Origin of the sequence: Xenophilus azovorans DSM 13620 (genome assembly GCF_000745855.1) — a bacterium.
GTDB lineage: Bacteria > Pseudomonadota > Gammaproteobacteria > Burkholderiales > Burkholderiaceae_C > Xenophilus > Xenophilus azovorans.
Genome location: NZ_JQKD01000025.1, coordinates 48333 through 72318, shown reverse-complemented (window position 1 = coordinate 72318; position 23986 = coordinate 48333). Strand labels below are relative to the sequence as shown.

26 protein-coding genes and 2 tRNA genes are annotated in these 23986 nt (G+C 69.8%); 13 read left to right on the top strand and 15 right to left on the bottom strand.

Going from position 1 to position 23986, the window contains the following annotated elements:
- The first annotated feature begins 17 nt into the window (after positions 1-17).
- The 6 genes from Q392_RS15355 (at position 18) to hemP (ending at position 3471) form a co-directional block, all read left to right on the top strand.
- On the top strand, positions 18-698 hold the full coding sequence (locus Q392_RS15355) for a Fe2+-dependent dioxygenase (RefSeq protein ID WP_038209434.1): 681 nt from the start codon (positions 18-20) through the stop codon (positions 696-698).
- Between the two features lie 121 nt (positions 699-819).
- Complete coding sequence (locus Q392_RS15350; RefSeq protein WP_038209515.1) at positions 820-1092, top strand: (2Fe-2S)-binding protein; 273 nt, start codon at positions 820-822, stop codon at positions 1090-1092.
- 46 nt (positions 1093-1138) lie between these two features.
- A complete protein-coding gene (locus tag Q392_RS15345) occupies positions 1139-1891 on the top strand; it encodes an energy transducer TonB (protein ID WP_245610725.1) in 753 nt (250 codons plus the stop codon).
- Positions 1892-1921: 30 nt separating this feature from the next.
- Positions 1922-2635, top strand: coding sequence for a MotA/TolQ/ExbB proton channel family protein (locus tag Q392_RS15340; protein ID WP_038209431.1), 714 nt, complete (start codon positions 1922-1924; stop codon positions 2633-2635).
- A gap of 87 nt (positions 2636-2722) precedes the next feature.
- The gene (locus Q392_RS15335) at positions 2723-3136 is read left to right on the top strand and encodes an ExbD/TolR family protein (protein WP_038209428.1); all 414 of its coding nucleotides are present in this window, start codon (positions 2723-2725) and stop codon (positions 3134-3136) included.
- A 122-nt stretch (positions 3137-3258) separates the two neighbouring features.
- Positions 3259-3471: a hemin uptake protein HemP gene (hemP, locus tag Q392_RS15330; protein WP_038209426.1), complete on the top strand. Its 213-nt coding sequence runs from the start codon at positions 3259-3261 to the stop codon at positions 3469-3471.
- Positions 3472-3649: 178 nt separating this feature from the next.
- Here hemP and Q392_RS15325 read toward each other — a convergent pair whose 3' ends face one another.
- Positions 3650-4057, bottom strand: coding sequence for a heme-binding protein (locus tag Q392_RS15325; protein ID WP_038209423.1), 408 nt, complete (start codon positions 4055-4057; stop codon positions 3650-3652).
- A 157-nt stretch (positions 4058-4214) separates the two neighbouring features.
- On the opposite strand from Q392_RS15325, the gene Q392_RS15320 reads away from it, so the two are divergent.
- The gene (locus Q392_RS15320; protein WP_038209420.1) at positions 4215-4916 is read left to right on the top strand and encodes a Bax inhibitor-1/YccA family protein; all 702 of its coding nucleotides are present in this window, start codon (positions 4215-4217) and stop codon (positions 4914-4916) included.
- Positions 4917-4997: 81 nt separating this feature from the next.
- On the opposite strand, the gene rlmD is transcribed toward Q392_RS15320, so the two are convergent.
- From rlmD to surE, 4 genes are read right to left on the bottom strand one after another with little or no spacing between them, the layout of a single operon-like run.
- The gene (rlmD, locus tag Q392_RS15315; protein WP_038209418.1) at positions 4998-6449 is read right to left on the bottom strand and encodes a 23S rRNA (uracil(1939)-C(5))-methyltransferase RlmD; all 1452 of its coding nucleotides are present in this window, start codon (positions 6447-6449) and stop codon (positions 4998-5000) included.
- A gap of 50 nt (positions 6450-6499) precedes the next feature.
- Entirely contained in the window at positions 6500-7417 is a 918-nt protein-coding gene (locus tag Q392_RS15310; RefSeq protein ID WP_038209415.1) for a peptidoglycan DD-metalloendopeptidase family protein, read from the bottom strand.
- Between the two features lie 10 nt (positions 7418-7427).
- Positions 7428-8216 carry a protein-L-isoaspartate(D-aspartate) O-methyltransferase gene (locus Q392_RS15305; RefSeq protein WP_038209412.1) on the bottom strand — a complete coding sequence of 263 codons (789 nt, stop codon included), beginning with the start codon at positions 8214-8216 and terminating at the stop codon, positions 7428-7430.
- Positions 8217-8222: 6 nt separating this feature from the next.
- Positions 8223-8984, bottom strand: coding sequence for a 5'/3'-nucleotidase SurE (surE, locus tag Q392_RS15300; RefSeq protein ID WP_038209411.1), 762 nt, complete (start codon positions 8982-8984; stop codon positions 8223-8225).
- A 117-nt stretch (positions 8985-9101) separates the two neighbouring features.
- Between surE and Q392_RS15295 the strand changes: the two genes are divergently transcribed.
- The gene (locus Q392_RS15295; RefSeq protein WP_038209410.1) at positions 9102-10088 is read left to right on the top strand and encodes an NADPH:quinone oxidoreductase family protein; all 987 of its coding nucleotides are present in this window, start codon (positions 9102-9104) and stop codon (positions 10086-10088) included.
- 71 nt (positions 10089-10159) lie between these two features.
- Here the strand turns inward: Q392_RS15295 and Q392_RS15290 are convergent, their stop codons facing one another.
- The 7 genes from Q392_RS15290 to Q392_RS15260 form a co-directional block, all read right to left on the bottom strand.
- On the bottom strand, positions 10160-10504 hold the full coding sequence (locus tag Q392_RS15290; RefSeq protein WP_038209409.1) for an H-NS histone family protein: 345 nt from the start codon (positions 10502-10504) through the stop codon (positions 10160-10162).
- A 247-nt stretch (positions 10505-10751) separates the two neighbouring features.
- Positions 10752-10827: transfer RNA gene (locus Q392_RS15285), tRNA-His, on the bottom strand.
- A 31-nt stretch (positions 10828-10858) separates the two neighbouring features.
- Positions 10859-12775, bottom strand: coding sequence for a SurA N-terminal domain-containing protein (locus Q392_RS15280; protein WP_038209408.1), 1917 nt, complete (start codon positions 12773-12775; stop codon positions 10859-10861).
- An 89-nt stretch (positions 12776-12864) separates the two neighbouring features.
- A tRNA-Val gene (locus Q392_RS15275) sits at positions 12865-12940 on the bottom strand.
- A 29-nt stretch (positions 12941-12969) separates the two neighbouring features.
- Positions 12970-13242 (bottom strand): HU family DNA-binding protein, encoded by a 273-nt coding sequence (locus Q392_RS15270; RefSeq protein ID WP_038209407.1) that lies wholly within the window; start codon positions 13240-13242, stop codon positions 12970-12972.
- Between the two features lie 222 nt (positions 13243-13464).
- Entirely contained in the window at positions 13465-14553 is a 1089-nt protein-coding gene (locus Q392_RS15265) for a tartrate dehydrogenase (RefSeq protein ID WP_038209403.1), read from the bottom strand.
- Positions 14550-15398: an alpha/beta fold hydrolase gene (locus Q392_RS15260; RefSeq protein WP_051953521.1), complete on the bottom strand. Its 849-nt coding sequence runs from the start codon at positions 15396-15398 to the stop codon at positions 14550-14552. Before Q392_RS15260 ends, Q392_RS15265 begins: the two co-directional genes overlap by 4 nt.
- Positions 15399-15519: 121 nt before the next feature.
- Between Q392_RS15260 and Q392_RS15255 the strand changes: the two genes are divergently transcribed.
- Complete coding sequence (locus tag Q392_RS15255) at positions 15520-16464, top strand: LysR substrate-binding domain-containing protein (RefSeq protein ID WP_245610724.1); 945 nt, start codon at positions 15520-15522, stop codon at positions 16462-16464.
- Positions 16465-16470: 6 nt separating this feature from the next.
- Here the strand turns inward: Q392_RS15255 and Q392_RS15250 are convergent, their stop codons facing one another.
- From Q392_RS15250 to uvrC, 3 genes are read right to left on the bottom strand one after another with little or no spacing between them, the layout of a single operon-like run.
- A complete protein-coding gene (locus tag Q392_RS15250; RefSeq protein WP_038209394.1) occupies positions 16471-17358 on the bottom strand; it encodes a DMT family transporter in 888 nt (295 codons plus the stop codon).
- Complete coding sequence (gene pgsA / locus Q392_RS15245; protein WP_038209392.1) at positions 17355-17921, bottom strand: CDP-diacylglycerol--glycerol-3-phosphate 3-phosphatidyltransferase; 567 nt, start codon at positions 17919-17921, stop codon at positions 17355-17357. The genes Q392_RS15250 and pgsA overlap by 4 nt, the downstream gene beginning before the upstream one ends.
- A 45-nt stretch (positions 17922-17966) precedes the next feature.
- Complete coding sequence (gene uvrC / locus Q392_RS15240; protein WP_038209390.1) at positions 17967-19928, bottom strand: excinuclease ABC subunit UvrC; 1962 nt, start codon at positions 19926-19928, stop codon at positions 17967-17969.
- A gap of 32 nt (positions 19929-19960) precedes the next feature.
- Between uvrC and earP the strand changes: the two genes are divergently transcribed.
- The 4 genes from earP to Q392_RS15220 all read left to right on the top strand — a co-directional run bounded on the left by earP (position 19961) and on the right by Q392_RS15220 (position 23890).
- Positions 19961-21046, top strand: coding sequence for an elongation factor P maturation arginine rhamnosyltransferase EarP (earP, locus tag Q392_RS15235; protein WP_038209513.1), 1086 nt, complete (start codon positions 19961-19963; stop codon positions 21044-21046).
- A 146-nt stretch (positions 21047-21192) separates the two neighbouring features.
- Positions 21193-21747 (top strand): elongation factor P, encoded by a 555-nt coding sequence (gene efp, locus Q392_RS15230; protein ID WP_038209387.1) that lies wholly within the window; start codon positions 21193-21195, stop codon positions 21745-21747.
- Between the two features lie 85 nt (positions 21748-21832).
- Entirely contained in the window at positions 21833-23074 is a 1242-nt protein-coding gene (locus Q392_RS15225; RefSeq protein ID WP_157008015.1) for an MgtC/SapB family protein, read from the top strand.
- 21 nt (positions 23075-23095) lie between these two features.
- Entirely contained in the window at positions 23096-23890 is a 795-nt protein-coding gene (locus tag Q392_RS15220) for a crotonase/enoyl-CoA hydratase family protein (protein WP_038209384.1), read from the top strand.
- Positions 23891-23986: the final 96 nt, after the last annotated feature.

Here is a 23986-nt window from a genome sequence, read left to right as displayed (position 1 = left end):
GACGAGGTGATCCGCCAATGATGCTGCACGTCCCCCAGGTGCTCACGCCCGAGCAGGTGCGCGAGATGCGCGCGGCGATCGATGCGGCCGAGTGGGTCGACGGCCGCGCCACCGTCGGCCCGCAGGGTGCGCAAGTCAAGCGCAACCGCCAGCTCGACGAGATGTCGCCGCTGGGCCGCCAGTTCGGCGAGGCGATCGTGCAAGCGCTGCTGAACAACCCCCTGTTCTTCTCCGCCGCCCTGCCGTTCCGCTTCGTGCCGCCGCTGTTCAACCGCTACGAGGGCGGCGAGACCTACGGCCTGCACGTGGACGGCTCGGTGCGCAACGTGCCGGGCACCCGCTTCCAGTTGCGCACCGATCTGTCCTGCACCCTGTTCCTCTGCGAACCGGAGGACTACGAGGGCGGCGAGCTGGAGGTGGTCGACACTTACGGCGCGCATGAAGTCAAGCTGCCGGCCGGCGACCTCATCCTCTATCCATCCAGCAGCCTGCATCGCGTCCACCCCGTCACGCAGGGCGCGCGCGTGTGCTCCTTCTTCTGGGTGCAGAGCATGGTGCGCGACGACACCCGCCGCGGCCTGCTGTTCGAGATGGACCAGGCCCTGCAGAAGCTGCGCGCCCGCGTCGGCGAGACGGAGGAGACGCTGGCCCTGACGGCCAGCTACCACAACCTCCTGCGCATGTGGGCCGAGGTCTGAGGCGGCCTGAAAAGGCCTGAGGGGCGGCCAAATGCATCCGGCCGTGCGATAGACATTGCAAATGCGACGGATTCTTATTTATAATCGTCGCATTCCAACCAGCCAGCCTGTGCTGCCCGCCATGATCGTCTGCGTCTGCCGCCGAGTATCCGACCGAGAGATCGCACGGCATGCGCGTGCGGGCATGACTTTCGACGAGGTTCAGTTCGAACTCGGCGTCGCCACCCAGTGCGGCCGCTGCGAAAGCTGCGCCCGCGACGTGGTGGCGCAATGCAGCGCCTCGCACCCTGTCGCCGCCGTGAGCTGCGACTTCGAGCCCCGCGCGGTCCAGCTTGCCAGCCCCCTCACGCAAAGCAGCACATGGAACTCGTCGCGGCTCTCGCCGGCAGCCTGATCTTCGTGGCAGGCTCAGTCTGGTGGATTTTTCGTAAATAGATCTCTTGTCTTGCGGTCTGCGCCGGGCGCACCATGCGCTGCCGGCCGAACTGCTGTGGAACGTGTCTAGCCGCTTCTCCTCGCCCCCCACCTCGCCGCTGGGGATCTCCCGCACCGCCGCCATCGCTGGCGGCGTCATCCTCTTCCACGCCGCCGCGCTGTGGGCGCTGCAAAGCGGCCTGCTGCGCAAGGCCGCGGAAGTGGTGATCCCGGTGGAGATCCTGGCCCAGATCGTCGAGCCGCCCCGTCCGGCACCGCCGCCACCTCCCCCGCCGCCACCGCCTCCGCCCAAGAAGGAGGTCGTGAAGAAGCCGCCGCCGCGGCCGGTGGCCGTGCGCGAGCCCAAGCCCATGCCGCCGCCGCCCAACGCGCCCGTCGGCGTGGTGGATCCGCCGCCGCCCGCACCGGAGCCGCCGCCGCCCGCACCGCCGGCGCCCCCGCCCCCTGCACCGCCGGCGCCGCCCGCGCAGGTCGAGCTCACCGGCACGCAGGCGCAGTGGCAGGTCAAGCCGCCGCTGGTCTTTCCTGCCATGAGCCGGCGCATGGGCGAGTCCGGCACCGTGGTCGTGCGGATCATCTTCGACTCGGAAGGCGTCGCGAAGCGCGCCACGGTGGTGAAGTCCAGCGGCTACGAGCGCATCGACGCCGCGGGACGCGAGGCCGCCCTGCGCTCGCGCATCTCGATCAACCTGCCCGCGGGCGCCGCACGCGCCAAGGAATACGCGTTCAACGCGCCGCTGGCCTTCGTCCTGAACTGATTTCTTCCCCCTTTTCGCTGGAGTATTTCGATGGATTCCCAATTCGGCTTGATGCACGTGTGGTCGCAGGGCGATCTCGTCACCAAGGCAACCGCCGTGCTGCTGGTCGGCATGTCGCTCGCCTCCTGGATCGTCATCCTCGTCAAGGCGCTGGACATCGTGCGCTACAAGCGCATGGCGCGCCGCTCGGGCGACTTCTGGCACAGCGAGGACTTCGCCACCGCCCTGAACAAGCTGGGCAAGAACGACACCAACCCCTTCCGCGTGCTGGCGCTCGAAGGCCGTGAGGCCGCGGCCCATCATCGCAACACCAAGGCGCACCTGCACGACGCCCTGGACGTGAGCGACTGGATCACCCGCGCCCTGCGCAACGCCATCGACGAATTCACGGCGCGGCTGCAGACCGGCCTGGCGATCCTGGCGTCGGTGGGCTCCACGGCACCCTTCATCGGCCTGTTCGGCACCGTCTGGGGCATCTATCACGCGCTGATGAGCATCGGCTCCGCCGGCCAGGCCACCATCGACAAGGTGGCCGGCCCGATCGGCGAGGCGCTGATCATGACGGCGCTGGGCCTGGCCGTCGCCATCCCCGCCGTGCTCGGCTACAACGCGCTGGTGCGCGGCAACAAGTTCGTGCTGACCAAGATGAACAGCTTCGCGCACGACCTGCACGCCTACTTCGTCACCGGCGCGCGCGTCGCCACCGGCAGCGAATCCACCGTGGTGGCGCTCAAGAAGGGTTGATCGTCCATGCACCCCCAAGCTCACATTCGTTCGCTGCCCCCCGAGGGGGCGCATGCCTCCCTAGAGGCGGCTCGTCGGGAGGCATGAATGGCCTTCGGAACGCAAGACGAACCCGATGACGTGATGAACGAGATCAACATGACGCCGCTGGTCGACGTCATGCTGGTGCTGCTCATCATCTTCATCATCACCGTGCCGGTGATGAAGCATGCGGTCAACATCGACCTGCCCCGCGCCACCAACGAGCGCGAGGAGACCAAGCCCGAGACCATCTCGCTGAGCGTGGCCGCCGACGGCGCCTACTGGTGGAACCAGGAAAAGATCGACGACGTCACGCTGGAGAGCCGGCTGGCCGCCGAAGCGACCAAGGATCCGCAGCCAGAACTGCACATCCGCGGCGACAAGGAAGTGCGCTACGAACGCGTGGCCACCGCGATGGCCGCCGCCCAGCGCGCCGGCGTGCGCAAGATCGGCTTCATCACCGAACCCAAGACCGAGTAGCCAGCGGGCGTGCCTGCAACATCCGCAGGCACCTCAAAAAAAGTTGATCCCGACGATTGACTTCTTATTGCGAATCATTATCATTACTTCATCGCAATCTGATTGAACCACTGGATCGCGCCATGCAAGCCACTCCGACCGCCTTCAACGTCCTGAGCCACCCTTCCCTCGACCATGCCGGCAGCAGCGGTCAGGCGGCGCCGGTGGCCCGGCCTTCGCACCTGCTGGAGAGCACCGAACTGCTCAAGGGCCAGAAGATCGTCGGCATCATGCACAACGGTTCGCTCTACCGCCTGCAGGCCACCAAGCTCGGCAAACTGATCCTGACCAAATAGACAACGCGCCTGCAGCGCCCCGTGCAAGTTTCATCGTGGGGCGACTCAAGGAGACCATCTCCAAGGGTCGTTTTTGGCTAGCCACGGTTTTCCCCAGCCAAGCCCTTTTTTTCCACGCGAAACACTCACAAAAAAGCCGGCCCCCAGGGCCGGCTTTTTCTTTGGGGGCGGTGGCGGCTCAGAGGCCCAGCGCGGCGATGCCGGCCTTGGCCACCTGGGCGTCCTCGTTCGATTTGACGCCGCTCACGCCGACGGCTCCGATGACCTGCCCGTCCTTGACGACCGGCACCCCACCTTCGAGCATGCCTTCGGCCAGCGGCGCCGTCAGGAAGGCAGTGCGGCCGCCGTTGATGATGTCCTCGTAGCCCTTGCTCTCGCGGCGCCCCAGCGCGGCGACGCGCGCCTTGGCCGGTGCGATGTGCGCGGACAGGGCCGCGGCGCCGTCCAGGCGCTGCAGCCACAGCAGGTGGCCGGCGTCGTCGGCGATGGCGATGGTCACCGCCCAGTTGTTCTTGAGCGCCTCGGCCTCGGCCGCTGCGGCGATGCGCTTGACGTCGTCGAGTTCGAGGTAGTGCTTGGTCTTCATGTGCTTTTCCGTCGGCAAAAGGAGCGAGGATAGCGCCCAATTCCTTCCGGCGAGTAAGGCTGCTCCGCCTGCGGTTTTCGGGGCCCAGCCCTCTCGCAAACCTAGAATCGCCCCCAACTGCCTTGCGGCGACCCATCCACCTCCAGGAGCCCTCGACATGAACGACCGCGTCACCACCTTCGACACCCCTGTCGCGTACGGCCAGACGCTGCCCCAGGCCGAACGCCAGCGCGTCCTGCGCAACACCTACTGGCTGCTCGCGCTGAGCCTGATCCCCACCGTGCTGGGCGCCTGGCTGGGCGTGGCCACCGGCATCACCCGCTCGCTGACCGGCGGGCTGGGCCTCGTCGTCTTCCTGGGCGGCGCCTTCGGCTTCATGTTCGCCATCCAGAAGACCCGCAACTCCGCCGCCGGCGTGCCGGTGCTGCTGGCCTTCACCTTCTTCATGGGGCTGATGCTGTCGCGCCTCATCGCCATGGTGCTGGGCTTCAAGAACGGCTCCGAACTGGTGATGACGGCCTTCGGCGGCACCGCCGGCGTGTTCTTCGTCATGGCCTCGCTGGCCACGGTGATCAAGCGCGACCTGTCGGGCATGGGCAAGTTCCTGTTCGTCGGCGTGCTGGTGCTGTTCGTCGGCGCCATCATCAACGTCTTCGTGGGCTCGACGGCCGGCATGATGGCCATCTCGGTGGCGGCCATCGGCATCTTCTCGGCCTACATGCTGTACGACCTGAAGCAGATCATCGACGGCGGCGAGACCAACTACATCTCGGCCACGCTGGCGCTCTACCTGGACCTGTTCAACGTGTTCCAGAGCCTGCTGGCGCTGCTGGGCATCTTCGGCGGAGAACGAGACTGATTCGGCGCTTCGCTGGAAACAACAAGGGGGCCTGTGACGGCCCCCTTGTCCTTTTGTGCGGCTTCGCCGCATGTGATCGCTTCAATCCCCGGCGCGATCGAACACCGCGATGGACTCGACGTGTGCCGTGTGCGGGAACATGTTGACCACGCCGGCGTGGGTGCAGCGGTAGCCCGCCTGGTGCACCAGCAGGCCGGCATCGCGGGCCAGGGTGGCCGGGTTGCAGCTCACGTAGACGATGCGCGAAGGCGCATGCCAGTCGGTCCCTTCGGGCAGGCCCTGCTGGTGCAGGTCCGCCAGCGCCTTGGCCAGCGCAAAGGCGCCCTCGCGCGGTGGATCGACCAGCCAGCGGTCTGCAGCACCGTCGGCCACCAACATCTCCGGCGTCATCTCGAACAGGTTGCGCGCGACGAAACGCGTGGCCGCCAGCGCCCGGCCGGCCGGCGCCGCCGGCCCGTTCAGCGCGAAGTTCTCGCGGGCACGCGCGACCAGCGCCTCGCTGCCCTCGATGCCCAGCACCTGCGCGGCGCGCGTGGCCAGCGGCAGGGTGAAGTTGCCCAGGCCGCAGAACCAGTCGATCACCCGCTCGTGCGGCTGCACGTCCAGCAGCCGCAGCGCGCGCGACACCAGCACGCGATTGATGTGCGGGTTGACCTGCGTGAAGTCGGTGGGACGGAAGGGCATGCGGATACCGAACTCGGGCAGCTCGTAGCCCAGCGGCACGCCGGACTCGGCGTCCAGCAGGTGCACGGTGTCCGGCCCCTTGGGCTGCAGCCACCACTGCACGCCCTCGTGCGCCGCGGCGAACTCGCGCAGCCGCTGCCGGTCGGCATCCGACAGGGGCTGCAGGTGCCGCAGCACCAGCGCGATCACACCAAGCGTCGCCTGCCCCGGCGCATCGCCGCAGGCCAGTTCGATCTGCGGACAACTCTCGCGCGCCTCCAGCGAATCCATCAGCCGCCGCAGCGGCAGCAGCATGGCGCTGACCGGCGACGGCAGCACCGGGCACACGCCCATGTCCGCCACATAGCGGCTCTTGCGCTCGTGGAAGCCGATCAGCGTGGTGCCCTTGCGCTGCACGTAGCGCACCGACAGGCGCGCGCGGTAGCGGTAGTGCCAGGCCGGCCCTTCCAGCGGCCGCAGCAGGGTCTGCGCCTTCACCTTGCCCAGGTGCCAGAGGGCGTCCTCGAGGGCGCGCTGCTTGACGGCCACCTGCGCGGCCGCATCCAGGTGCTGCATCTTGCAGCCACCGCAGGCGCCCGCGTGCAGGCCGAAATGCGGACAGCGCGGGCGCACGCGCTGCGAGGACTCGCGCCGCAGGTCCATGAGCGCACCCTGCTCCCAGTTGTTCTTGCGGCGCTGCACCTGGACGCGCACCTCCTCGAAGGGCAACGCGCCGTCCACGAAGACCACCTTGCCGTCGGCCCGATGGGCCACGCCCTGCCCTTCCAGGTCGAGCGATTCGACCGTCAGCCAGGCTTCTTCATCGGGGCGGCCTGGCGCCTTGTTGTTCTGCTGGATCTCGTCCGTCATCCGGCGATTGTCGCCGGGCGCGCACGGCCGCCACCGGCCGCGCTACCGGCTCACCGGGACGGCAGGTAGCGCGAGGGATCGACCGGCTTGCCCTGCCGGCGGATCTCGAAGTGCAGCTTCACCCGGTCGGCGTCGCTGCTGCCCATTTCGGCGATCTTCTGGCCCTTCTGGACGTTCTGGTCCTCCTTGACCAGCAGCGTCTGGTTGTGGGCGTAAGCCGTCAGGTAGGTGTTGTTGTGCTTGAGGATGATCAGGTTGCCGTAGCCGCGCAGACCGGCGCCTGCGTACACCACACGCCCGTCGGCAGCGGCCAGCACCGCATCGCCGGCCTTGCCGCCGATGTCCAGCCCCTTGTTCTTCACCTCGTCGAAGCCGGCGATCAACTGGCCCTGCGCGGGCCAGATCCAGCCCACGTCCTCGTCGCCCGCTGCCGCGGCCGCAGGCGCCACGGAGGCCGGCGTGATGGGCTTGGCCGTGGTCGTGGTGGCCGGCAGTGTCGGCGCTGGGGATGCGGGAGGCATGACGCCCGGAGCGGCCGGTGCTGCCGGAGCAGCCGGCGAAGTGGCGGAGGGCGCAGCCGCCGCGACCGCTGTGGAGGCACCGCTGGCCGGAGGCACCACGCGAAGCACCTGGCCGACTTCGATCAGGTCCGGGTTGTCGAGGTTGTTCCAGCGCGCCAGGTCCTGCCACCGTTGCCCGGTTTCCGTCGCGATGCGGCGGATCGTGTCGCCGGGCCGCACGGCGTAGTAGCCGGGCTTGCCCAGGTTCTCGATGCCCGGCAAAGGCTTGCCGTTGGCGTCGGTGGTCGGCAGCCCGGATGCCGCGGACACCGACGGCGCAGCGCCGCCCATACCGCGATCCTCGACGGGCGCCGGCCCGCGCGGCGTGCTGCCGCAACCGGCCAGAACCAGCGCCACCACACCGAGAGAAGACCACGTCAGCCAGCGTCGGCCACCGAAACCCTGCATGTCCATTCCTTCAAGCAATCCCGGATTTTAGGGGGACGAAGTGCACCGCCTCAAGCATCCTCCTTTGGATACCGCGGACATTTTTATCAATGATGACAAGTGCTTGGCCACCATTTGGAGAAACCGTAGGAGCAACGATGCGGCCACCGACAGCCAATTGCTCGATCCATTCGGCCGGCACGTCCTCGCCACCGGCCGCGGCGATGATCGCGGCGTACGGCGCGCCCTTGGCATAACCCAGCCGGCCGTCGCCCAGCAGCAGGTGGACCGTCGCCAGCCGGAACGGCCGCAGATTCGCCCGCGCACGCTCGTGCAGGCCGCGCAGCCGTTCGATGCTGTAGACCTCGCCGGCCACGTGGCTCAGCACCGCGGCCTGGTAGCCGCAGCCGGTGCCGATCTCCATCACCCGGCCCAGCCGGCCCTGCGGCTGGCCCGCCAGGGCGGGTGCGCCGAGCAGCAGCTCGATCATGCGCGCCACGACGTTGGGCTTGGAGATCGTCTGACCCAGCCCGATCGGCAGGCTGGTGTCCTCGTAGGCCTGGTTGACCAGCGCGCTGTCGACGAAACGATGGCGCTCGACCGCCCCCATGGCCCGCAGAACGCGCGCATCGGCGATGCCCTGGGCCGCCAGCTTCTGGACCATGCGCGCGCGCACCGCCTCCGAGGCCATCGCCGGCGTGGCGCTGACGACAGCCGGCCGCGCCGGCATCGGCGGCTTCGCGGCGGCGGGCCGCGCCGGCACCGGCGCGGGCGACGCCGGCGTCAGCCTGACGGGAAAGGTGGGCCGGGGCCGGGTCATCCGCTGTCAGTCGGCAGCGAGCCGGCCCACCGCATCGCGCCAGTCGCCGAGCTGCGCGTGGTCGGTCAGGTCGATCTGCAGCGGGGTGAGCGAGACATGGCCGGCCGCGGTGGTGTGGAAGTCCGTGCCCTCGCTGCTGTCCTTGGCCGCGCCGGCGCCGGCGATCCAGTACATGGTCTCGCCGCGCGGACTCTGCTGCGTGATGACTTTCTCGGCCGCGTGACGGCGGCCCAGCCGGCACACCTTCAGGGGCTTGAGCTGGTCGGCGGGCAGGTTGGGCACGTTCAAGTTCAGCAGCCAGGCCGGCCCCTCCAGCATGCGTTCGCGCTCGATGCGCTGCACCAGCCGCTGCGCGACCTGCGCCGCCGCGTCGATGTGCGCCCAGCCCTTCTCGATCTGCGAGATCGCGATGGCCGGGATGCCGAACAGGTACGCCTCCATCGCCGCGCCCACGGTGCCGGAGTAGATGGTGTCGTCGCCCATGTTGGCGCCGTTGTTGATGCCGGAGACGACCAGGTCGGGGCGGTGGTCGAGCAAGCCCTTGAGCGCGATGTGCACGCAGTCGGCCGGCGTGCCGGTGACGTAGCGAAAGCCGTTGTGCGCCTCGTGCACGTACAGCGGCGCCGCCAGCGTCAGTGCATTGGACTTGGCACTGTTGTTGTGCTCGGGTGCGATGACTTCGACGTCGGCCACCTCGGCCAGCGCCCGGTGCAGCGCGACGATGCCGGGGGCCTGGTAGCCGTCGTCGTTGGAAATGAGGATCTTCATGTCGTCAGGCTGCGATTCTAGGAGGCCGCCGCCTGCGCCCGCGCCGGTCGCACCAGCGACAAGAACGCGCCGCAGCCGACCCGTATCATGCCCCGCTACCCGAAGGAGACGAATCGCATGCATGCATGGCTTTGCGAAAACCCGGTCGGCGTCGATGCGCTGACGTGGAAGGAACTGCCCACCCCCCAACCCGGGCCGGGCCAGGTGCTGGTGGAGATCAAAGCGGCCAGCCTGAACTTCCCCGACCTGCTGATCGTGCAGAACAAGTACCAGATGAAGCCCGAACTGCCCTTCGTGCCCGGCTCGGAATACGCCGGCGTGGTGCAGGCGGTGGGCGACGGCGTGAAGCACCTGAAGCCCGGCCAGCGCGTCGCGTGCCTTTCCGGCACCGGCGGCTTCGGCACGCACACGCTGGCGCCGGCGGCGCTGTGCATGCCGCTGCCCGACGCCTTCACGGACGTGGACGCGGCGGCGTTCATCATGATCTACGCTACCTCCTGGCATGCGCTGATGGATCGCGCCCAACTGCGCGCCGGCGAGACGGTGCTGGTGCTCGGCGCGGCCGGCGGTGTGGGCACGGCGGCCATCCAGATCGCCAAGGCGGCCGGCGCCCGCGTCATCGCGGCCGCCTCCACCGACGAGAAATGCGCCCTGTGCCGCTCGCTGGGCGCCGACGCCACCATCAACTACAGCACCCATCCGCTGCCCGGCGGCTTCCGCGACGCCATCAAGGAGGCCACCGGCGGCAAGGGGCCCGACGTGATCTACGACCCGGTGGGCGGCGATTTCGCCGAGCCGGCCTTCCGTTCCATTGCATGGCGCGGCCGCTATCTGGTGGTCGGCTTTGCGTCGGGGCCGATTCCGGCGCTGCCCCTGAATCTCACGCTGCTCAAGGGCGCATCGCTGGTCGGCGTATTCTGGGGCGACTTCGCCCGCCGCGAACCCGAGGCCAATACCCGCATGATGGGCGAATTGGCGAAGTGGTATGTCGAGGGCCGGATCAAGCCCGTGATCGACCGCGCCATGCCGATGTCGGAACTGAAGGCGGCCTATGCGCGCATGGGCTCGCGCGGCGTGATGGGAAAGCTGGTGCTGGTCAATTGAGCCGGCCCCGCTCCAATGAACAAAGCCCGCATCGAGCGGGCTTTGTTTTTTGCGGGCCTTCGAGGCAGGCCTTACTTGATCTCGAAATCGGCCAGCGATTTGCCGGCAGCCAATGCCTCGACCACCCAGCGCGGCTTGCGCCCCCTGCCTCCGGACCAGGTCTCGCCGGTGGGGCTGCGGTATTTGGCTGCCTGCTTGGCCGGCGCCGCCGACACGCTGCGCTTGCCGGCGCCGCGTCCGGCCGTGAGCCGCAAATCGGACGCCGTGATACCGTACTCTGCGATCTTGCGCCGGACCTCCTCGATCACACCGGCACGTTCTTGTCCACGCAGTTCTTCCGCCTGCTTGCGCAATTGTGCGATCTTGCTGTCGTGCTCCTGGATCTGGGAATTGATTTCGGCGAGCGTGATGGCCATTGGATAACTCCTTCCACTGAAAACGCCGCGCATTCTAATTGGAAAGATGCGCGGGGCTTCAAGCAATTATCCGGTTTCTTCCAATAGATCGGCCCCGAGCGCATCGGTTTGCGTTGTGCAAAACGCACATCGCAATGGCCTGCCGGTAAAACGACGGACAACAAAAAACCCTGTTTTCCGGTGAGAAAAACAGGGTTGCCTGATGAGCAAAAAAGGCGCCAGGGGCACGCCTCTTGGAGAAATCAACTGGGGTGGCTGATGGGACTCGAACCCACGACGACCAGAATCACAATCTGGGACTCTACCAACTGAGCTACAGCCACCGGAGAATCTGCAATTGTACTGTGAAAACGGTCAGGATCCCGTGGGCTCGGCCTGTTCGGTCGGCGCCGGAACCAGGATCTTCACCTTCAGCCGCTCCTTGAGCAGCTCGTAGTAGGCCTGCGCCTCGGCGCCGGCCACCGCCTGCGCAAGCTGGGTGCGCTCCTGCAGCTTCTGCTCGTCCGTCGGCGCGGGCCGGGCCACGCCCTTGTTCACCTTCACGACGGCATAGCCCTGGGCGCCCAGGTCGACGCCCACCCAGGCCGGCAGCTTGGCGGCGTCGGCACGCAGTGCGGCCTCGATCAGCGCGGCCGGCTGCGTCGATGCCGCGCCGCGGGACACGGTCGTCGCCGCACCCAGGCTGGCGCCGGCCGCGTTCGCCTGCCACGCCTTGAGCTTGGCCTCGCCTTCCGCCTTCGCCAGCGCCGCTGCCCGCTCGTTCACCAGGCGCTCGCGCACCTGCGACTTCACTTCTTCCAGCGGCAGCGTGCGTGCCGCGGCGTACTGGAGCACACGCCCTGCGGCAAGCTGGTTGGTGCCGACCTCGATCGCCTCGGTGTTCTGCTTGCGCTGCAGCGATTCCGGCGCGAACAGGGCCGCAAGGAAGTTGCGGCTGGCCAGCGGCCCCTTGGCGCCGGCAGCGGGCGTGCGCGTGACGCCTTCAGCCTTCTGGATGGGCAGCTTGAGCTGATCGGCTGCAGCCTGGAGGCTTTCGGGCTGCTGGTAGACGAGGTCGCTCAGCGTCTCGGCCTGCTTGGCGAACTCCTGCGTCGCCTGCTGAGCACGCACTTCGTCCTCGATGCGTGCCTTGACCTGCTCGAAGGGCGGCACCTCGGCCGGCTTGATGTCGTCCAGGCGGATGATGTGGTAACCGAACTCGGACTCCACGACATCGCTCACGTCGCCCTTCTTCATCGCGAACATCGCGTCCTCGAAGGGCTTGACCATCGCGCCGCGCGCGACGAAGTCGAGCTGGCCGCCCTTCTCCGCCGAGCCCGGGTCCTGCGAGTTCTTTTTCGCCAGATCGGCGAAGCCCGCGGGGTTCTTGCGCACTTCCGCCAGCAGCTGCTCGGCCTTTCCCTTAGCCTTCTCGCGCTCGGCCGCGGGCGCGTCCTGCGGCGCGGTGATGAGGATGTGGCTGGCGCGCCGCTCTTCCGGCGCGCCGAAGCGCGACTGGTTCTGCTCGTAGTAGCTCTTCAGGTCGGCCTCGCTGACGCTCACCGCGCGCTTGGCTGCATCCAGGTCGAGCACGATGTACTCGATGCTGGCCTGCTCGGGCGCCTGGAATTGCGCCGCATGTTCCTTGTAGTACGTCTCCAGGTCGGCATCGTTGACCGTGACCTTCGCGGCGAACTGCGCGGGCTCGAAGCGGGCGACCTGGATTTCGCGGCCGGCGTAGACCGCGTCGAGCAGCACGTCCGCCTGGGTCTGGCTCACCAGCGCCGTCGAGGTCACGCCGGCCAGCACCTGCTGGCGCGACAGGTCCGCGCGCACCGCGGCCTCGTACTGCTCCGGCGTCATGCGCGTGGCCTGCATGAAGCGCTGACGGTCGAACTTGCCCTCGGCATCGCGGAAGGCGGACAGGGCCGGGTCCTCGGCGAACATGCGCGCGAGCCGGTCGTCCGGCACCACCAGGTGCTCGCTGTTCGCGGCGGCGACCAGCACGCGATCGCGCACCATGCGCTCCAGCGTGGCGTAGCGCGCGGCCGGAGAATCCAGCAGCGACGGATCGGCCGACGGCATCTGCTGGCGCAGGCGGTCGGCGTCGTTGCGGTGCTGGGCCTCCCAGTCGGGCCGGGTGATCGGGTGCCCGTCGACCACCGCGACCTTGTCGCTGCCGCGGGTGAACTCGGTGTAGCCCTCGACGCCGAACAGCACGAAGGACGGGATGATCAGCAAGAACAAGAAGAACATCAGGATCTTGTTGTGCTTGCGGAAGGTTTCAAACATGCCTGGACACTTTCTCTGGCAGCGCGCCGCAGCGCCGTGAACGACGAAGCCAAGAAAAAAGGCGAACCGTCGTTCGCCTTTTCTTCGGGTGGTGGGTGCTGACGGTCTCGAACCGCCGACCTACGCCTTGTAAGGGCGCCGCTCTACCAACTGAGCTAAGCACCCCACCGTCGGTTTCCCATCGGTTCGGCGCGTCAGTTCAACGCGTCTTTCAGCGCCTTGCCGGGACGGAACTTCGGGATCTTGGCGGCCTTGATTTTAATGGCCGTGCCGGTGCGCGGGTTGCGGCCGGTGCGCGCGGCGCGCTTGCCCACCGCGAAGGTACCGAAGCCGACGAGCGAAACCGAGCCGCCTTTTTTCAACGTGGTGCGGATGGCACCGATGGTGGACTCCAGCGCCCGGGTGGCGGCCGCCTTGGAGATGTCGGCGTTCTTTGCGATGTGCTCAATCAGTTCGGTCTTGTTCACAAGGACCCCTTGTCCGGAAGAAGGTTGATCGGGTGCGTCGGAGAACGAAAGCGGCCCACCGGCGATGCCGGGAACGACGATTGGAGGGTGGGAGGCAGTTCCGACGCTCGGCAGCGCGCTGCCGACAGGGATTAAAGCCACGCCATCAGGGGGTGTCAATACGACGGGGGCCCGCTGGCGCAACGAGGGCGCGATTCTAGGGGCCTTTCGTGAAGTCTTCGCTCAAAGCGCCTCGGCGATGGCGCGGCCCAGATCCTGCGTGCGTGCGCTGCCGCCGATGTCGGGCGTGCGCGGCGCACCACTGCCGGGCGTGAGCACCTTCTCGATCGCCGCGAGGATCGCATCGTGCGCGTCCTTGTGGCCGAGGAACTCCAGCATCATCGCGCCGCACCAGATCTGCCCGATGGGGTTGGCGATGCCCTTTCCGGCGATGTCGGGCGCCGAGCCGTGCACCGGCTCGAACAGCGACGGCGTGGTGCGCTCTGGGTTGAGGTTGGCGCTGGGCGCGATGCCGATGGTGCCGGTGCACGCCGGACCCAGGTCCGACAGGATGTCGCCGAACAGGTTGCTCGCCACCACCACGTCGAAGAAGTCGGGGCGCTGCACGAAGTGCGCGGTCAGGATGTCGATATGGAACTTGTCCAGCCTCACATCGGGATACGTCTTTGCCATCTGTGCAACACGCTCGTCCCAGTAGGGCATGGTGATGGAGATGCCGTTGCTCTTGGTGGCGCTGGTCAGGTGCTTCTTCGGGCGCGACTGCGCCAGGTCGAATGCGAACTTCAGTACGCGGTCCACGCCGTGGCGCGACATCACGGTCTCCTGCACCACGATCTCGCGCGGCGTGCCTTCGTACATGCGCCCGCCGATGCTGGAGTACTCGCCCTCGGTGTTCTCGCGCACGATGTACATGTCGATCTCGCCGGGCTCGCGCGGGCTGCCGTCGCGGCGCACCACGGGCGCGGTGATGCCCGGCATCAGGCGCGCGGGACGCAGGTTGATGTACTGGTCGAACTCGCGGCGGAACAGCAGCAGCGAGCCCCACAGCGAGACGTGGTCGGGGATCTTCTCTGGCCAGCCGACGGCACCGAAGAAGATGGCGTCGTGGCCGCCGATCTGCGCCTTCCAGTCGTCGGGCAGCATCTTGCCGTGCTTCTCGCAGTAGTCCCAACTGGAGAAATCGAAGTGGTCGAAGGCCAGGTCGACGCCGAACTTGCGGGCCGCCGCGTCGACGACGCGCAGGCCCTCGGGCATGGTCTCCTTGCCGATGCCGTCGCCGGCGATCACGGCGATGCGCTTCTTGCTGCTCATGGTGTCTCGTCCTCGTTGAAGAATGAAAGGGCCTCGGAGGCCAGCGCGTCGGGCGCCTCCTCCGGAATGTAGTGGCCGCAGGGCAGCGCCCCGCCGCTCACCTGGCGTGCGCGCTCGCGCCACAGGGCGAGCACGTCGAAGCAGCGGCCGACCACGCCGTGCGCGCCCCACAGCACGCGCAGCGGCTGCGCGAGCAGGCGGCCGGCGGCGACGTCCTCGCGGTCGTGGTCGAGGTCGATACCGGCGCTGGCGCGGTAGTCCTCGCACACGCCGCGCGCGGCGCCGGGCAGCGCCATGCAGCGCTCGTACTCTGCCAGCGCCGCGGGCGCGAAGGGCGCCAGCCCCGCATGCCGGCCGCCCATCACGCTGCGCACGTAGCGCACCGGGTCGGCCTCGATCAGCGCCTCGGGCAGCGGCGGCGGCTGGACAAGGAAGAACCAGTGCCAGTAGGCGCGTGCGAAGGCCTCGGTGGTGCCTTCGTACATTGCCAGCGTGGGCGCGATGTCGAGCAGCAACAGGCGCGACACCGCCCCGGGATGATCCGCCGCCAGCCGGTGGGCCACACGCGCACCACGGTCGTGCGCCAGCACGCCGAAGCGCTCGAAGCCGTGGTGGCGCATCGCGGCGAGCGCGTCCAGCGCCATCTCGCGCTTGCTGTAGGCGAGGTGCTGCGCATCGGCCTCGGGGCGGCCCGAGTCGCCGTAGCCGCGCAGATCCAGCAGCACCAGCGTGAAGCGCCCGGCCAGCCGCGACGCCACCCGGTGCCAGATCACGTGCGTCTGCGGATGGCCGTGCAGCAGCAGCAGGGGCGCGCCCTGCCCGCCGATGCGGCCGTGCACGCGCATGCCGTCGCGCACGAGGTCGAAGGGAGTGAAGTCGTCCAGCACGGCGTCATTGTGCGTTGCGCCCCGGGCTCTATCAAGAAACAATACCCGAATCAACTCTTTCCTAATTGGAATGAATTCCTTGGACCGACCGGACCTCGAACTGGTGCTCGCCGTGCGCGACGGCGGCAGCCTCGCCGCGGCGGCGCAGGCGCTCGGCCTGGCGCCCTCGGTCGTCACCAAGCGGCTGGCGGCGCTCGAATCGCGGCTGGGCCAGCGCCTCTTCGAGCGCACCACGCGACGCCTGGCGCTCACGCGCGAGGGCGAGGCCGTGTGCACCCACGCACGCGGCCTGCTCGACGGCTTCGCCGCACTGGAGGCCGAGCTGCGCGAGCGCCAGCAGGGCCTGGCCGGCACGCTGCGCCTGGCCGCCACGCTGGGCTTCGGCCGGCGCTGGGTGGGGCCGGCGCTGGCGCAGTTCCAGCAGGCGCATCCCCAGTTGCGCATCGAGCTGACGCTGACCGAGCGGCTGCCCGAACTGGCGGCCGAGGGCTTCGACGGGGCCGTGTGGCTGTGGTCCGTGCAGTCGCGCCACGCGGCCGACTGGACCACCCGCCGGCTGGCGCGCAACCAGCGCGTGGTGGTCGCGGCGCCGTCGTACCTGAAGGCGCACGGCACGCCCGACACGCCCGAGTCGCTGACGCGCCATGCCTGCCTGCGCGTGCGGGAGCACGAGGAGGCCGGCCGGCCGGCGCAGGCCCCCGCACACTGGGCGCTGCGCCACGAGCGCGACGGCACGCTGCACCGCGTGCGCGTCGACGGCCCGCTGGCCAGCAATTCCGGCGAACTGGTGCGCGACTGGTGCCTGGCCGGCCACGGACTGATGCTGCGCAGCCTGTGGGACGTGGCCCCGCTGATCGCCGAGGGCCGCCTGGTGCGCGTGCTGCCGCGCCACGCGATGACCGACGCCGACATCCTCTGGATCGCGCCCTGGCAGCCGAAGACGCCGCGCCGCGTGCGCCTGCTGGTCGATGCGCTGGCCGAGCGCTTCCGCGCCGAGCCGTGGAAGTCCGGCCGGGCCGGATGAACGGCGTCAGCGCTGCCGCACGACCAGCCCCACGCCGACGGCCGTGAGCGCGATGCCGGCCACCGTCAGCGCGGTGATCGGCTCGCCAAAGAGCAGCCACGCCATCACCGCCGTGCAGGGCGGCACCAGGTACAGCAGGCTGGTCACCGCCGTGGCCGTGCCGCGCTGGATCAGCAGGTACAGCAGCGAGTTGCCGCCCAGCGTGAGGGCCAGCACCGACCAGGCCATGGCGCCGATCGACTCCGCGTTCCAGACGATCGGCTGAGCCTCCAGCCACAGCGCCAGCGGCAGGGTGACGGCCAGCGCGGCGATCTGCTGCACCGCGCTGGCGGTACGCACGTCGCAGGGCGCGACGAAGCGCTTCTGGTAGAGCGTGCCGACGGTGATGGACAGCAGCGCCAGCACGGCCAGCGACATGGTCAGCGCGTTCACCTCGCCGCCCTGCCCCAGCTTGCGCCACACGACCAGCGCCAGCCCCGCGAAGCCCAGCAGCAGGCCCACCCACTGGCGTGCCGTGACGCGGCCGCCGTGCATTGCGAGCCACAGCGCGGTGAGCACCGGCTGGATGCCGACCAGCAGCGCCACCAGCCCCGAGCCCATGCCCGCCTTGACGGCGGCCCACACGCCGCCCAGGTAGCCGGCCTGCATCAGCACGCCGGTGATGGCCAGGTGCATGGCCTGCGTGCGCGAGCGCGGCCACGCCGCCGCGCCGGCCCGCGCCCAGAGGCACAGCGCCACGGCCGACAGCGCGTAGCGCACGGCGAGGTACTTGAGCGGCGGCGCGTGCGGCATCGCGTAGCGCGCCACGATGAAGCCGGTGCTCCAGATCAGCACGAAGACCACCGGCATGGCGCGCAGCCAGCCGTCGGCCTGCGCCCCGCGGCCGGGGCTCATCGCGCCCGCGCCCGGATCTCGGGAATGGCCTTTTGCAGGTAATACACCATCGACCAGACGGTGAGCACCGCCGAGAGCCAGATCAGCCACTGGCCCCAGAGGCCGGTGTCGATCAGGCCGAACAGCCGGCCGTCGAACAGCAGGAAGGGAATGGCCACCATCTGCACCGTGGTCTTGACCTTGCCGATCATGTGCACCGCCACGCTCTTGCCCGCACCGATGGTCGCCATCCACTCGCGCAGGGCGGAGATGGCGATCTCGCGGCCGATGATGATGAGGGCCACGAACACGTCGCAGCGGTTCAGGTGCACCAGCACCAGCAGCGAGGCGCAGACCAGGAACTTGTCGGCCACCGGGTCGAGGAAGGCGCCGAAGGCGGAGGTCTGGTTGAGCTTGCGCGCGAGGAAGCCGTCGAGCCAGTCGGTGGCGGCGAAGACGATGAACATCACCGTCGCGATGAGGTTGCGCACCGGCTCGGCCAGCGGCAGGTAGAACACCCCGACGATCAGAGGAATCGCGACGATGCGCGTCCAGGTCATGATGGTGGGGAGCGTCCAGAACATGGCGGGGATTGTGTCATGCGGCCGCGGCGGCGCCGGCCGCCGGGGTCAATGCAATGCGCGGTAGATCTCTTCGGCCAGATCGATGGCGATGCCGTCGACCGAGGCGATGTCCTCCACGCTGGCCGCCGCCACGCCGCGGATGCCGCCGAAGCGCTGCAGCAGGCGTGCACGGCGCTTGGGGCCGATGCCGGGGATGTCCTCCAGCTGGCTGCCGCCCACGCGCACCTTGGCCCGCTTGGCGCGCATGCCGGTGATGGCGAAGCGGTGCGCCTCGTCGCGGATCTGCGCCACCAGCATCAGCGCAGCCGAGTCGCGGCCCAGGTACACCTTGTCGCGGCCGTCGGCGAAGACCAGTTCCTCCAGCCCCACCTTGCGGCCCTCGCCCTTTTCGACGCCGGCGATCAGCGCCAGCGGCAGGCCCAGCTCGGTGAAGACCTCGCGCGCCATGCTCACCTGCCCCTTGCCGCCGTCGACCAGCACCAGGTCGGGCATGCGCGCGGCCAGCGTGCCGGGCTTCGCATCGGCGCCGCCGCCGTCGCCCGGCGTGGGCGCGTCGGCCTCGGAGGCCATGGCCTCGGCGATCTTGCCGTAGCGGCGGTGCAGCACCTGCCGCATGGCGGCGTAGTCGTCGCCGGGCGTGATGCCGTCGATGTTGTAGCGGCGGTACTCGCGGTTCTGCATCGCGTGGTGCTCGAAGACAACGCACGAGGCCTGCGTCGCCTCGCCCGCCGTGTGCGAGATGTCGAAGCACTCGATGCGGAAGCCGTCCAGGTCGTCGGGCGCGAGTTCCAGCGCATCGACCAGCGCGCGCGTGCGCGCCTGCTGCGAGCCCTCCTCGGCCAGCAGGCGGGCGAGCTGGATGTCGGCGTTCTTCTGTGCCATCTCCAGCCACAGGCGCCGCTGCGCGCGCGGCTGGAAGACGGCGGTGATGCGCGCGCCGCCCTGCTGCGCCAGCGCCTCGATCAGCTCGCGGCCCACCACCTCGCCCAGCACCAGCGTGGGCGGCGCGGGCGCGTCGATGTAGTGCTGCGCGAGGAAGGCCTCGAGCACCTGGCGCTCGACGGATTCGGCCAGCGCGCCGTCCGCCGGCGCGCCGGCCTCGTCGGCGCCCTCGGCCTGCGCCACCAGCGCCGCGTCCTCCACGTGCGCCGGGAAGTACGCGCGGTCGCCCAGGTGCCGGCCGCCGCGCACCATCGCCAGGTTCACGCAGGCCTTGCCGCCGTGCACCTTCACGGCCAGGATGTCCACGTCCTTGTCGGAGGCGATCTCCACCGACTGCTGGTGCAGCACCTTCGACAGCGCCGACATGCGGTTGCGCAGCTCGGCCGCCTGCTCGAATTCGAGCTTCTCGGCGTGCGCCATCATGCGCGCCTCCAGCTCCGACAGCACCTGCTGCGTGTCGCCGCGCAGGAAGGCCTCGGCGTCGGACACGTCGCCCGCGTAGGCCTCGGCCGAGATGTGGCCCACGCAGGGCGCGCTGCAGCGCTTGATCTGGTAGAGCAGGCAGGGCCGCGTGCGGTTGGCGTACACCGTGTCCTCGCAGGTGCGGATGCGGAACACCTTCTGCAGCAGCTGGATGGTGTCCTTGACCGCCCAGGCGCTCGGATAAGGGCCGAAGTAGCGGTGCTTGCGGTCGGTCGCGCCGCGGTAGTAGGCCAGCCGCGGGAAGGCGTGGCTGGCGATCTTGAGGTAGGGGTAGCTCTTGTCGTCGCGGAACAGGATGTTGTAGCGCGGCTTGAGCGTCTTGATGAGGTTGTTCTCCAGCAGCAGCGCCTCGGCCTCGGAGCGCACCACCGTCGTCTCCATGCGCGCGATCTTGCCCACCATGTGGCCGATGCGGGTGCCGGCGTGGTTCTTCTGGAAGTAGCTCGAGACGCGCTTCTTGAGGTTGCGCGCCTTGCCCACGTAGAGCACGCCGCCCGCCGCGTCGAAGTAGCGGTACACCCCCGGCATCGAGGGCAGCGCCGCCACCTCGGCCAGCAGTTGTTCGGAATGCGCTTGCGACATGGCGGCTATTGTGGCGCGCCGACAATCGCCGCATGCGCTGGGACATCTTCTGCCGAGTCATCGACAACCACGGCGACCTGGGCGTGTGCTGGCGTCTCGCGCGCCAGCTCGCCGAGGCGGGCGAGGCGCCGCGGCTGTGGGTCGACGACGGCGCGGCGCTCGCCTGGATGGCGCCGGATCGCGCGGGCGTGGAGTTCGTCGACTGGTCGGACCCCGCCGCCGAAGAGGCCGCTCTGGCCGCACCGGCACCCGACGTGCTGGTCGAGGCCTTCGGCTGCAACCCTTCGCCCGCACTGGCCGAGCGCTTCGCGGCCGGGCCGGGCGCCACGCATCCGCGCGCCTGGATCAACCTGGAATACCTCTCCGCCGAGCCGCACGTCGAGCGGCTGCACACCCTGCCCTCGCCGGTGTTCCGCGGGCCGGGCGCCGGGCTGACCAAGTGGTTCTTCTACCCCGGCTTCACGTCCGGCACGGGCGGGCTGCTGCGCGAGCCGGACCTGGCCGCGCGCCAGGCCGCGTTCGACCGCGGCGCGTGGCTGCAGGCGCAGCGCATCGACTGGCGCCCGGGCGAGCGCCTCGTCTCGCTCTTCTGCTACGAGCCGCCCGCGCTGGAGGCGGTGCTGGCCGGCATGGCCGGCGGCAGCGGGCCGACGCACCTGCTGGTCACGCCCGGCCGCGCCGCGGCGGCGGTACGCGCCCTGCCCGCGCTGGCGGCCGGCGCCGGGCGGCTGCGCGTGAGCGAGCTGCCCTGGCTGGCCCAGCCCGACTACGACCACCTGCTGTGGAGCTGCGAGCTGAACTTCGTGCGCGGCGAGGACTCGCTGGTACGGGCCCTCTGGGCCGGCGCGCCGCTGGTCTGGCACATCTACCCGCAGGACGACGACGCGCACCACGCCAAGCTCGCGGCCTGGCTGGACTGGATGCAGGCGCCGCCCTCGCTGCGCGCCCTGCACCTGGCCTGGAACGGCGCGGGCGCGCCCCCGGCACAGGCCGCGGCGCCGGCGGACGGGGCGCTTGCCGACTGGCGCCAGGCCGTGCAGTCCGCGCGCGCCCGGCTGCTGGCGCAGGACGACCTCCTCACCCAGTTGCGGCGCTTCGTCGGGGCCGGGGTAAAATAGCGGGCTTTGCGAAGAAAGGCAGCCCGGCCCGCCGGGGCCGCCGGCCTTTTCGCCCCACCCGCCGCGGGTTGGCAGCGCACCGTCACATCTCTTTCGGGCAGCCTGCCGCGCCGAGCGGCCCAACGTCCTCGCAAGGACCTTCACTCATGAAAATCGCTCAAGAAATCCGCGCCGGCAACGTGATCATGCACGGCAAGGACCCGATGGTCGTGCTCAAGACCGAATACAGCCGCGGCGGCCGCAACAGCGCCACCGTGCGCATGAAGCTCAAGGCCCTGCTCAACAACATGGGCACCGAAGTCGTCTTCAAGGCCGACGACAAGATGGACCAGATCGTGCTGGACAAGAAGGAGTGCACCTACTCCTATTTCGCCGACCCGATGTACGTCTTCATGGACACCGAGTACAACCAGTACGAGGTCGAGGCCGAGAACATGGGCGACGCCCTGCACTACCTGGAAGACGGCATGGCCGTCGAGGTGGTGTTCTACGACGGCAAGGCCATCTCGGTGGAACTGCCCACCAGCGTCGAGCGCGAGATCACCTGGACCGAGCCGGCCGTCAAGGGCGATACCTCGGGCAAGGTGCTCAAGCCCGCCAAGATCGCCACCGGCTTCGAGGTGAACGTGCCGCTGTTCGTGGACCAGGGCGACAGGATCGAGATCGACACCCGCACCGGCGAGTACCGCAAGCGCGTCTGATCCGGCACACTTCGGCACCCTTGGAAAAGAGCCCTGCGAGGGCTCTTTTCTTTTGGAGACGCCCGAACTGCCTTTCTGCCCGCCGATGCCGCCCTCCACCGACGCGCTCTCGCTGGTTTCGCTGTCCACCGCCCTGGGCACGGGGCTGCTGATCGGCCTGGTCTACGAGCGCCGCAAGGGCGAGGACCCGAGCATCGCCGGCGGCCTGCGCTCGCACACGCTGGCCGCGCTGATGGGCGTGGTGTCGCTGTGGCTGGGCCTGCCGGTGTTCACCGCCGCCGTGCTGCTGACCGGCGTCTTCGTCGCGCTGGGCTACTGGCGCACCAGCCAGACCGACCTGGGCGTGACCTCGGAGCTGGCACTGGTGTCGAGCTGCCTGCTCGGCGGACTGGCGCTGCGGCAGCCGGCCATCGCGGGCGCGCTGGCGGTGCTGGTGGCGATCCTCGTCTTCGCCAAGCCGCACCTGCACCGCTTCAGCCGCGAGCTGATCAGCAACCGCGAACTTGCCGACGGCCTGATGCTGCTGGCCTTCGCGCTGATCGTGCTGCCGCTGCTGCCCGACCGCACCGTCGACCCGTGGGGCCTGCTGAACCCGGCCACCGTCTGGACGCTGGCGGTGCTGGTGATGGCGATCAGCGCGCTGGGCCACGTCGCGCTGCGGCTGGTGGGCACGCGCTGGGGCCTGCTGGCGGCGGGCTTCTTCTCCGGCTACGTCTCCTCGACCGCCGCCACCGCCGGCTTCGGCAGGCAGGCGCAGCAGCAGCCGGCGCTGCTGCCCTCGGCCATCGGCGCGGCGATGCTGGCCAACCTGGCCTCGCTGAGCCTGTTCGTGCCGATCCTGCTGGCGGTGGCACCGGGCCTGCTGCCCGGCGTGCGCTGGATCCTGCTGGCCGCCGGCCTCGTGCTGCTGCTGGGCTCGGCCTTCGGCCTGCGCCGCGGGCAGCAGACCGAGGCCGCACCGCCCACCGCCGAGACGCGCATGTTCCGCATCGGCCACGCGCTCGGCTTCGCCGCGACCATCACCGCGGTGATGGTGGGCTCGAAGCTGCTGGGCCAGTGGCTCGGCCCGGGCGGCGCCCTGGCCGCGACGCTGCTGGCGGCGCTGGCCGAGCTGCAGTCGGCCGCGGCCGGCGTGGCCAGCCTGTACCGCGACGGCGTGCTCGACGAACGGCTGGCGCGCTGGGCCGTGGTCGGGCTGCTGGCGGCGAGCGCGGCGGCCAAGTCGCTGGTGGCCTTCACCAGCGGCGGGGCACGCTACGGCATCCGCATCACCATCGGCCTGGCGGGGATGACGCTGGCGGCAGCCCTGGCCGCGACACTGCCGTGAAGGCGCCTGTAAGCTGGCGCGATGGACACCGCCGCACCTGACGCCACCCCCGCCGTCCGCACCGAGACGAACGGCCCCGTCGCCACCATCGTCCTGAGCCGCCCGCACTGCCGCAACGCGGTGGACGGCCCCACCGCCGCGCTGCTGCGCCGGGCCTTCGAGCGCTTCGAGGCCGACGACAGCCTGCGCGTGGCGGTGCTGTGGGGCGAGCACGGCAGCTTCTGCGCCGGCGCCGACCTGGGCGCGGTGGGCGATCCGGCGCGCCGCAACGAGCTGGACCCGGAAGGCGGCGGCAGCGGCCCGATGGGGCCGACGCGCATGGCGCTCGCCAAGCCGCTGGTCGCCGCCATCGCCGGCCATGCGGTGGCGGGCGGGCTGGAGCTGGCGCTGCTGGCCGACCTGCGCGTGGCCGAGGAGGACGCAGTGCTCGGCGTCTTCTGCCGGCGCTGGGGCGTGCCGCTGATCGACGGCGGCACGGTGCGGCTGCCGCGCCTGGTCGGCATGGGGCGGGCGCTGGACCTGATCCTGACCGGCCGGCCGGTGTCCGCGGACGAGGCGCTGGCCATGGGGCTGGTCAACCGCGTGGTGCCGCGCGGCCGGGCCCGCGCCGAGGCCGAGGCGCTGGCGCGGCAGATCGCCGCCTTCCCGCAGCAGTGCATGCTGGCCGACCGCGCCAGCGCCTACGCGCAGTGGGACCTGCCGCTGGCCGAGGCACTGCGCCGCGAGGGCCGCGACGGCGTGCCCATCGTGGCGGCCGAAGGTGCCGCCGGAGCGGCGCGCTTCGTGGCCGGCGCGGGCCGCCACGGGCGCTTCTGAGCGCGGCGGCGGCGTGCGCGGCAGGCGCACAATGCACGCCCCGCATCACATCGCCCGCCCCCGCGGGGTGCCGCCCGGCGCCCCAGCCCGCCACTG

What these genes read in the sequence shown, in the direction of transcription:
- Q392_RS15355 (WP_038209434.1), top strand. Translation starts at nt 18, where the DNA reads ATGATGCTGCACGTCCCCCAGGTGCTCACGCCCGAGCAGGTGCGCGAG.
- Q392_RS15350 (WP_038209515.1), top strand. Translation starts at nt 820, where the DNA reads ATGATCGTCTGCGTCTGCCGCCGAGTATCCGACCGAGAGATCGCACGG.
- Q392_RS15340 (WP_038209431.1), top strand. Translation starts at nt 1,922, where the DNA reads ATGGATTCCCAATTCGGCTTGATGCACGTGTGGTCGCAGGGCGATCTC.
- Q392_RS15335 (WP_038209428.1), top strand. Translation starts at nt 2,723, where the DNA reads ATGGCCTTCGGAACGCAAGACGAACCCGATGACGTGATGAACGAGATC.
- hemP (WP_038209426.1), top strand. Translation starts at nt 3,259, where the DNA reads ATGCAAGCCACTCCGACCGCCTTCAACGTCCTGAGCCACCCTTCCCTC.
- Q392_RS15325 (WP_038209423.1), bottom strand. Translation starts at nt 4,057, where the DNA reads ATGAAGACCAAGCACTACCTCGAACTCGACGACGTCAAGCGCATCGCC.
- Q392_RS15320 (WP_038209420.1), top strand. Translation starts at nt 4,215, where the DNA reads ATGAACGACCGCGTCACCACCTTCGACACCCCTGTCGCGTACGGCCAG.
- rlmD (WP_038209418.1), bottom strand. Translation starts at nt 6,449, where the DNA reads ATGACGGACGAGATCCAGCAGAACAACAAGGCGCCAGGCCGCCCCGAT.
- Q392_RS15310 (WP_038209415.1), bottom strand. Translation starts at nt 7,417, where the DNA reads ATGCAGGGTTTCGGTGGCCGACGCTGGCTGACGTGGTCTTCTCTCGGT.
- Q392_RS15305 (WP_038209412.1), bottom strand. Translation starts at nt 8,216, where the DNA reads ATGACCCGGCCCCGGCCCACCTTTCCCGTCAGGCTGACGCCGGCGTCG.
- surE (WP_038209411.1), bottom strand. Translation starts at nt 8,984, where the DNA reads ATGAAGATCCTCATTTCCAACGACGACGGCTACCAGGCCCCCGGCATC.
- Q392_RS15295 (WP_038209410.1), top strand. Translation starts at nt 9,102, where the DNA reads ATGCATGCATGGCTTTGCGAAAACCCGGTCGGCGTCGATGCGCTGACG.
- Q392_RS15290 (WP_038209409.1), bottom strand. Translation starts at nt 10,504, where the DNA reads ATGGCCATCACGCTCGCCGAAATCAATTCCCAGATCCAGGAGCACGAC.
- Q392_RS15280 (WP_038209408.1), bottom strand. Translation starts at nt 12,775, where the DNA reads ATGTTTGAAACCTTCCGCAAGCACAACAAGATCCTGATGTTCTTCTTG.
- Q392_RS15265 (WP_038209403.1), bottom strand. Translation starts at nt 14,553, where the DNA reads ATGAGCAGCAAGAAGCGCATCGCCGTGATCGCCGGCGACGGCATCGGC.
- Q392_RS15260 (WP_051953521.1), bottom strand. Translation starts at nt 15,398, where the DNA reads ATGCGCGTGCACGGCCGCATCGGCGGGCAGGGCGCGCCCCTGCTGCTG.
- Q392_RS15250 (WP_038209394.1), bottom strand. Translation starts at nt 17,358, where the DNA reads ATGAGCCCCGGCCGCGGGGCGCAGGCCGACGGCTGGCTGCGCGCCATG.
- pgsA (WP_038209392.1), bottom strand. Translation starts at nt 17,921, where the DNA reads ATGTTCTGGACGCTCCCCACCATCATGACCTGGACGCGCATCGTCGCG.
- uvrC (WP_038209390.1), bottom strand. Translation starts at nt 19,928, where the DNA reads ATGTCGCAAGCGCATTCCGAACAACTGCTGGCCGAGGTGGCGGCGCTG.
- earP (WP_038209513.1), top strand. Translation starts at nt 19,961, where the DNA reads ATGCGCTGGGACATCTTCTGCCGAGTCATCGACAACCACGGCGACCTG.
- efp (WP_038209387.1), top strand. Translation starts at nt 21,193, where the DNA reads ATGAAAATCGCTCAAGAAATCCGCGCCGGCAACGTGATCATGCACGGC.
- Q392_RS15225 (WP_157008015.1), top strand. Translation starts at nt 21,833, where the DNA reads ATGCCGCCCTCCACCGACGCGCTCTCGCTGGTTTCGCTGTCCACCGCC.
- Q392_RS15220 (WP_038209384.1), top strand. Translation starts at nt 23,096, where the DNA reads ATGGACACCGCCGCACCTGACGCCACCCCCGCCGTCCGCACCGAGACG.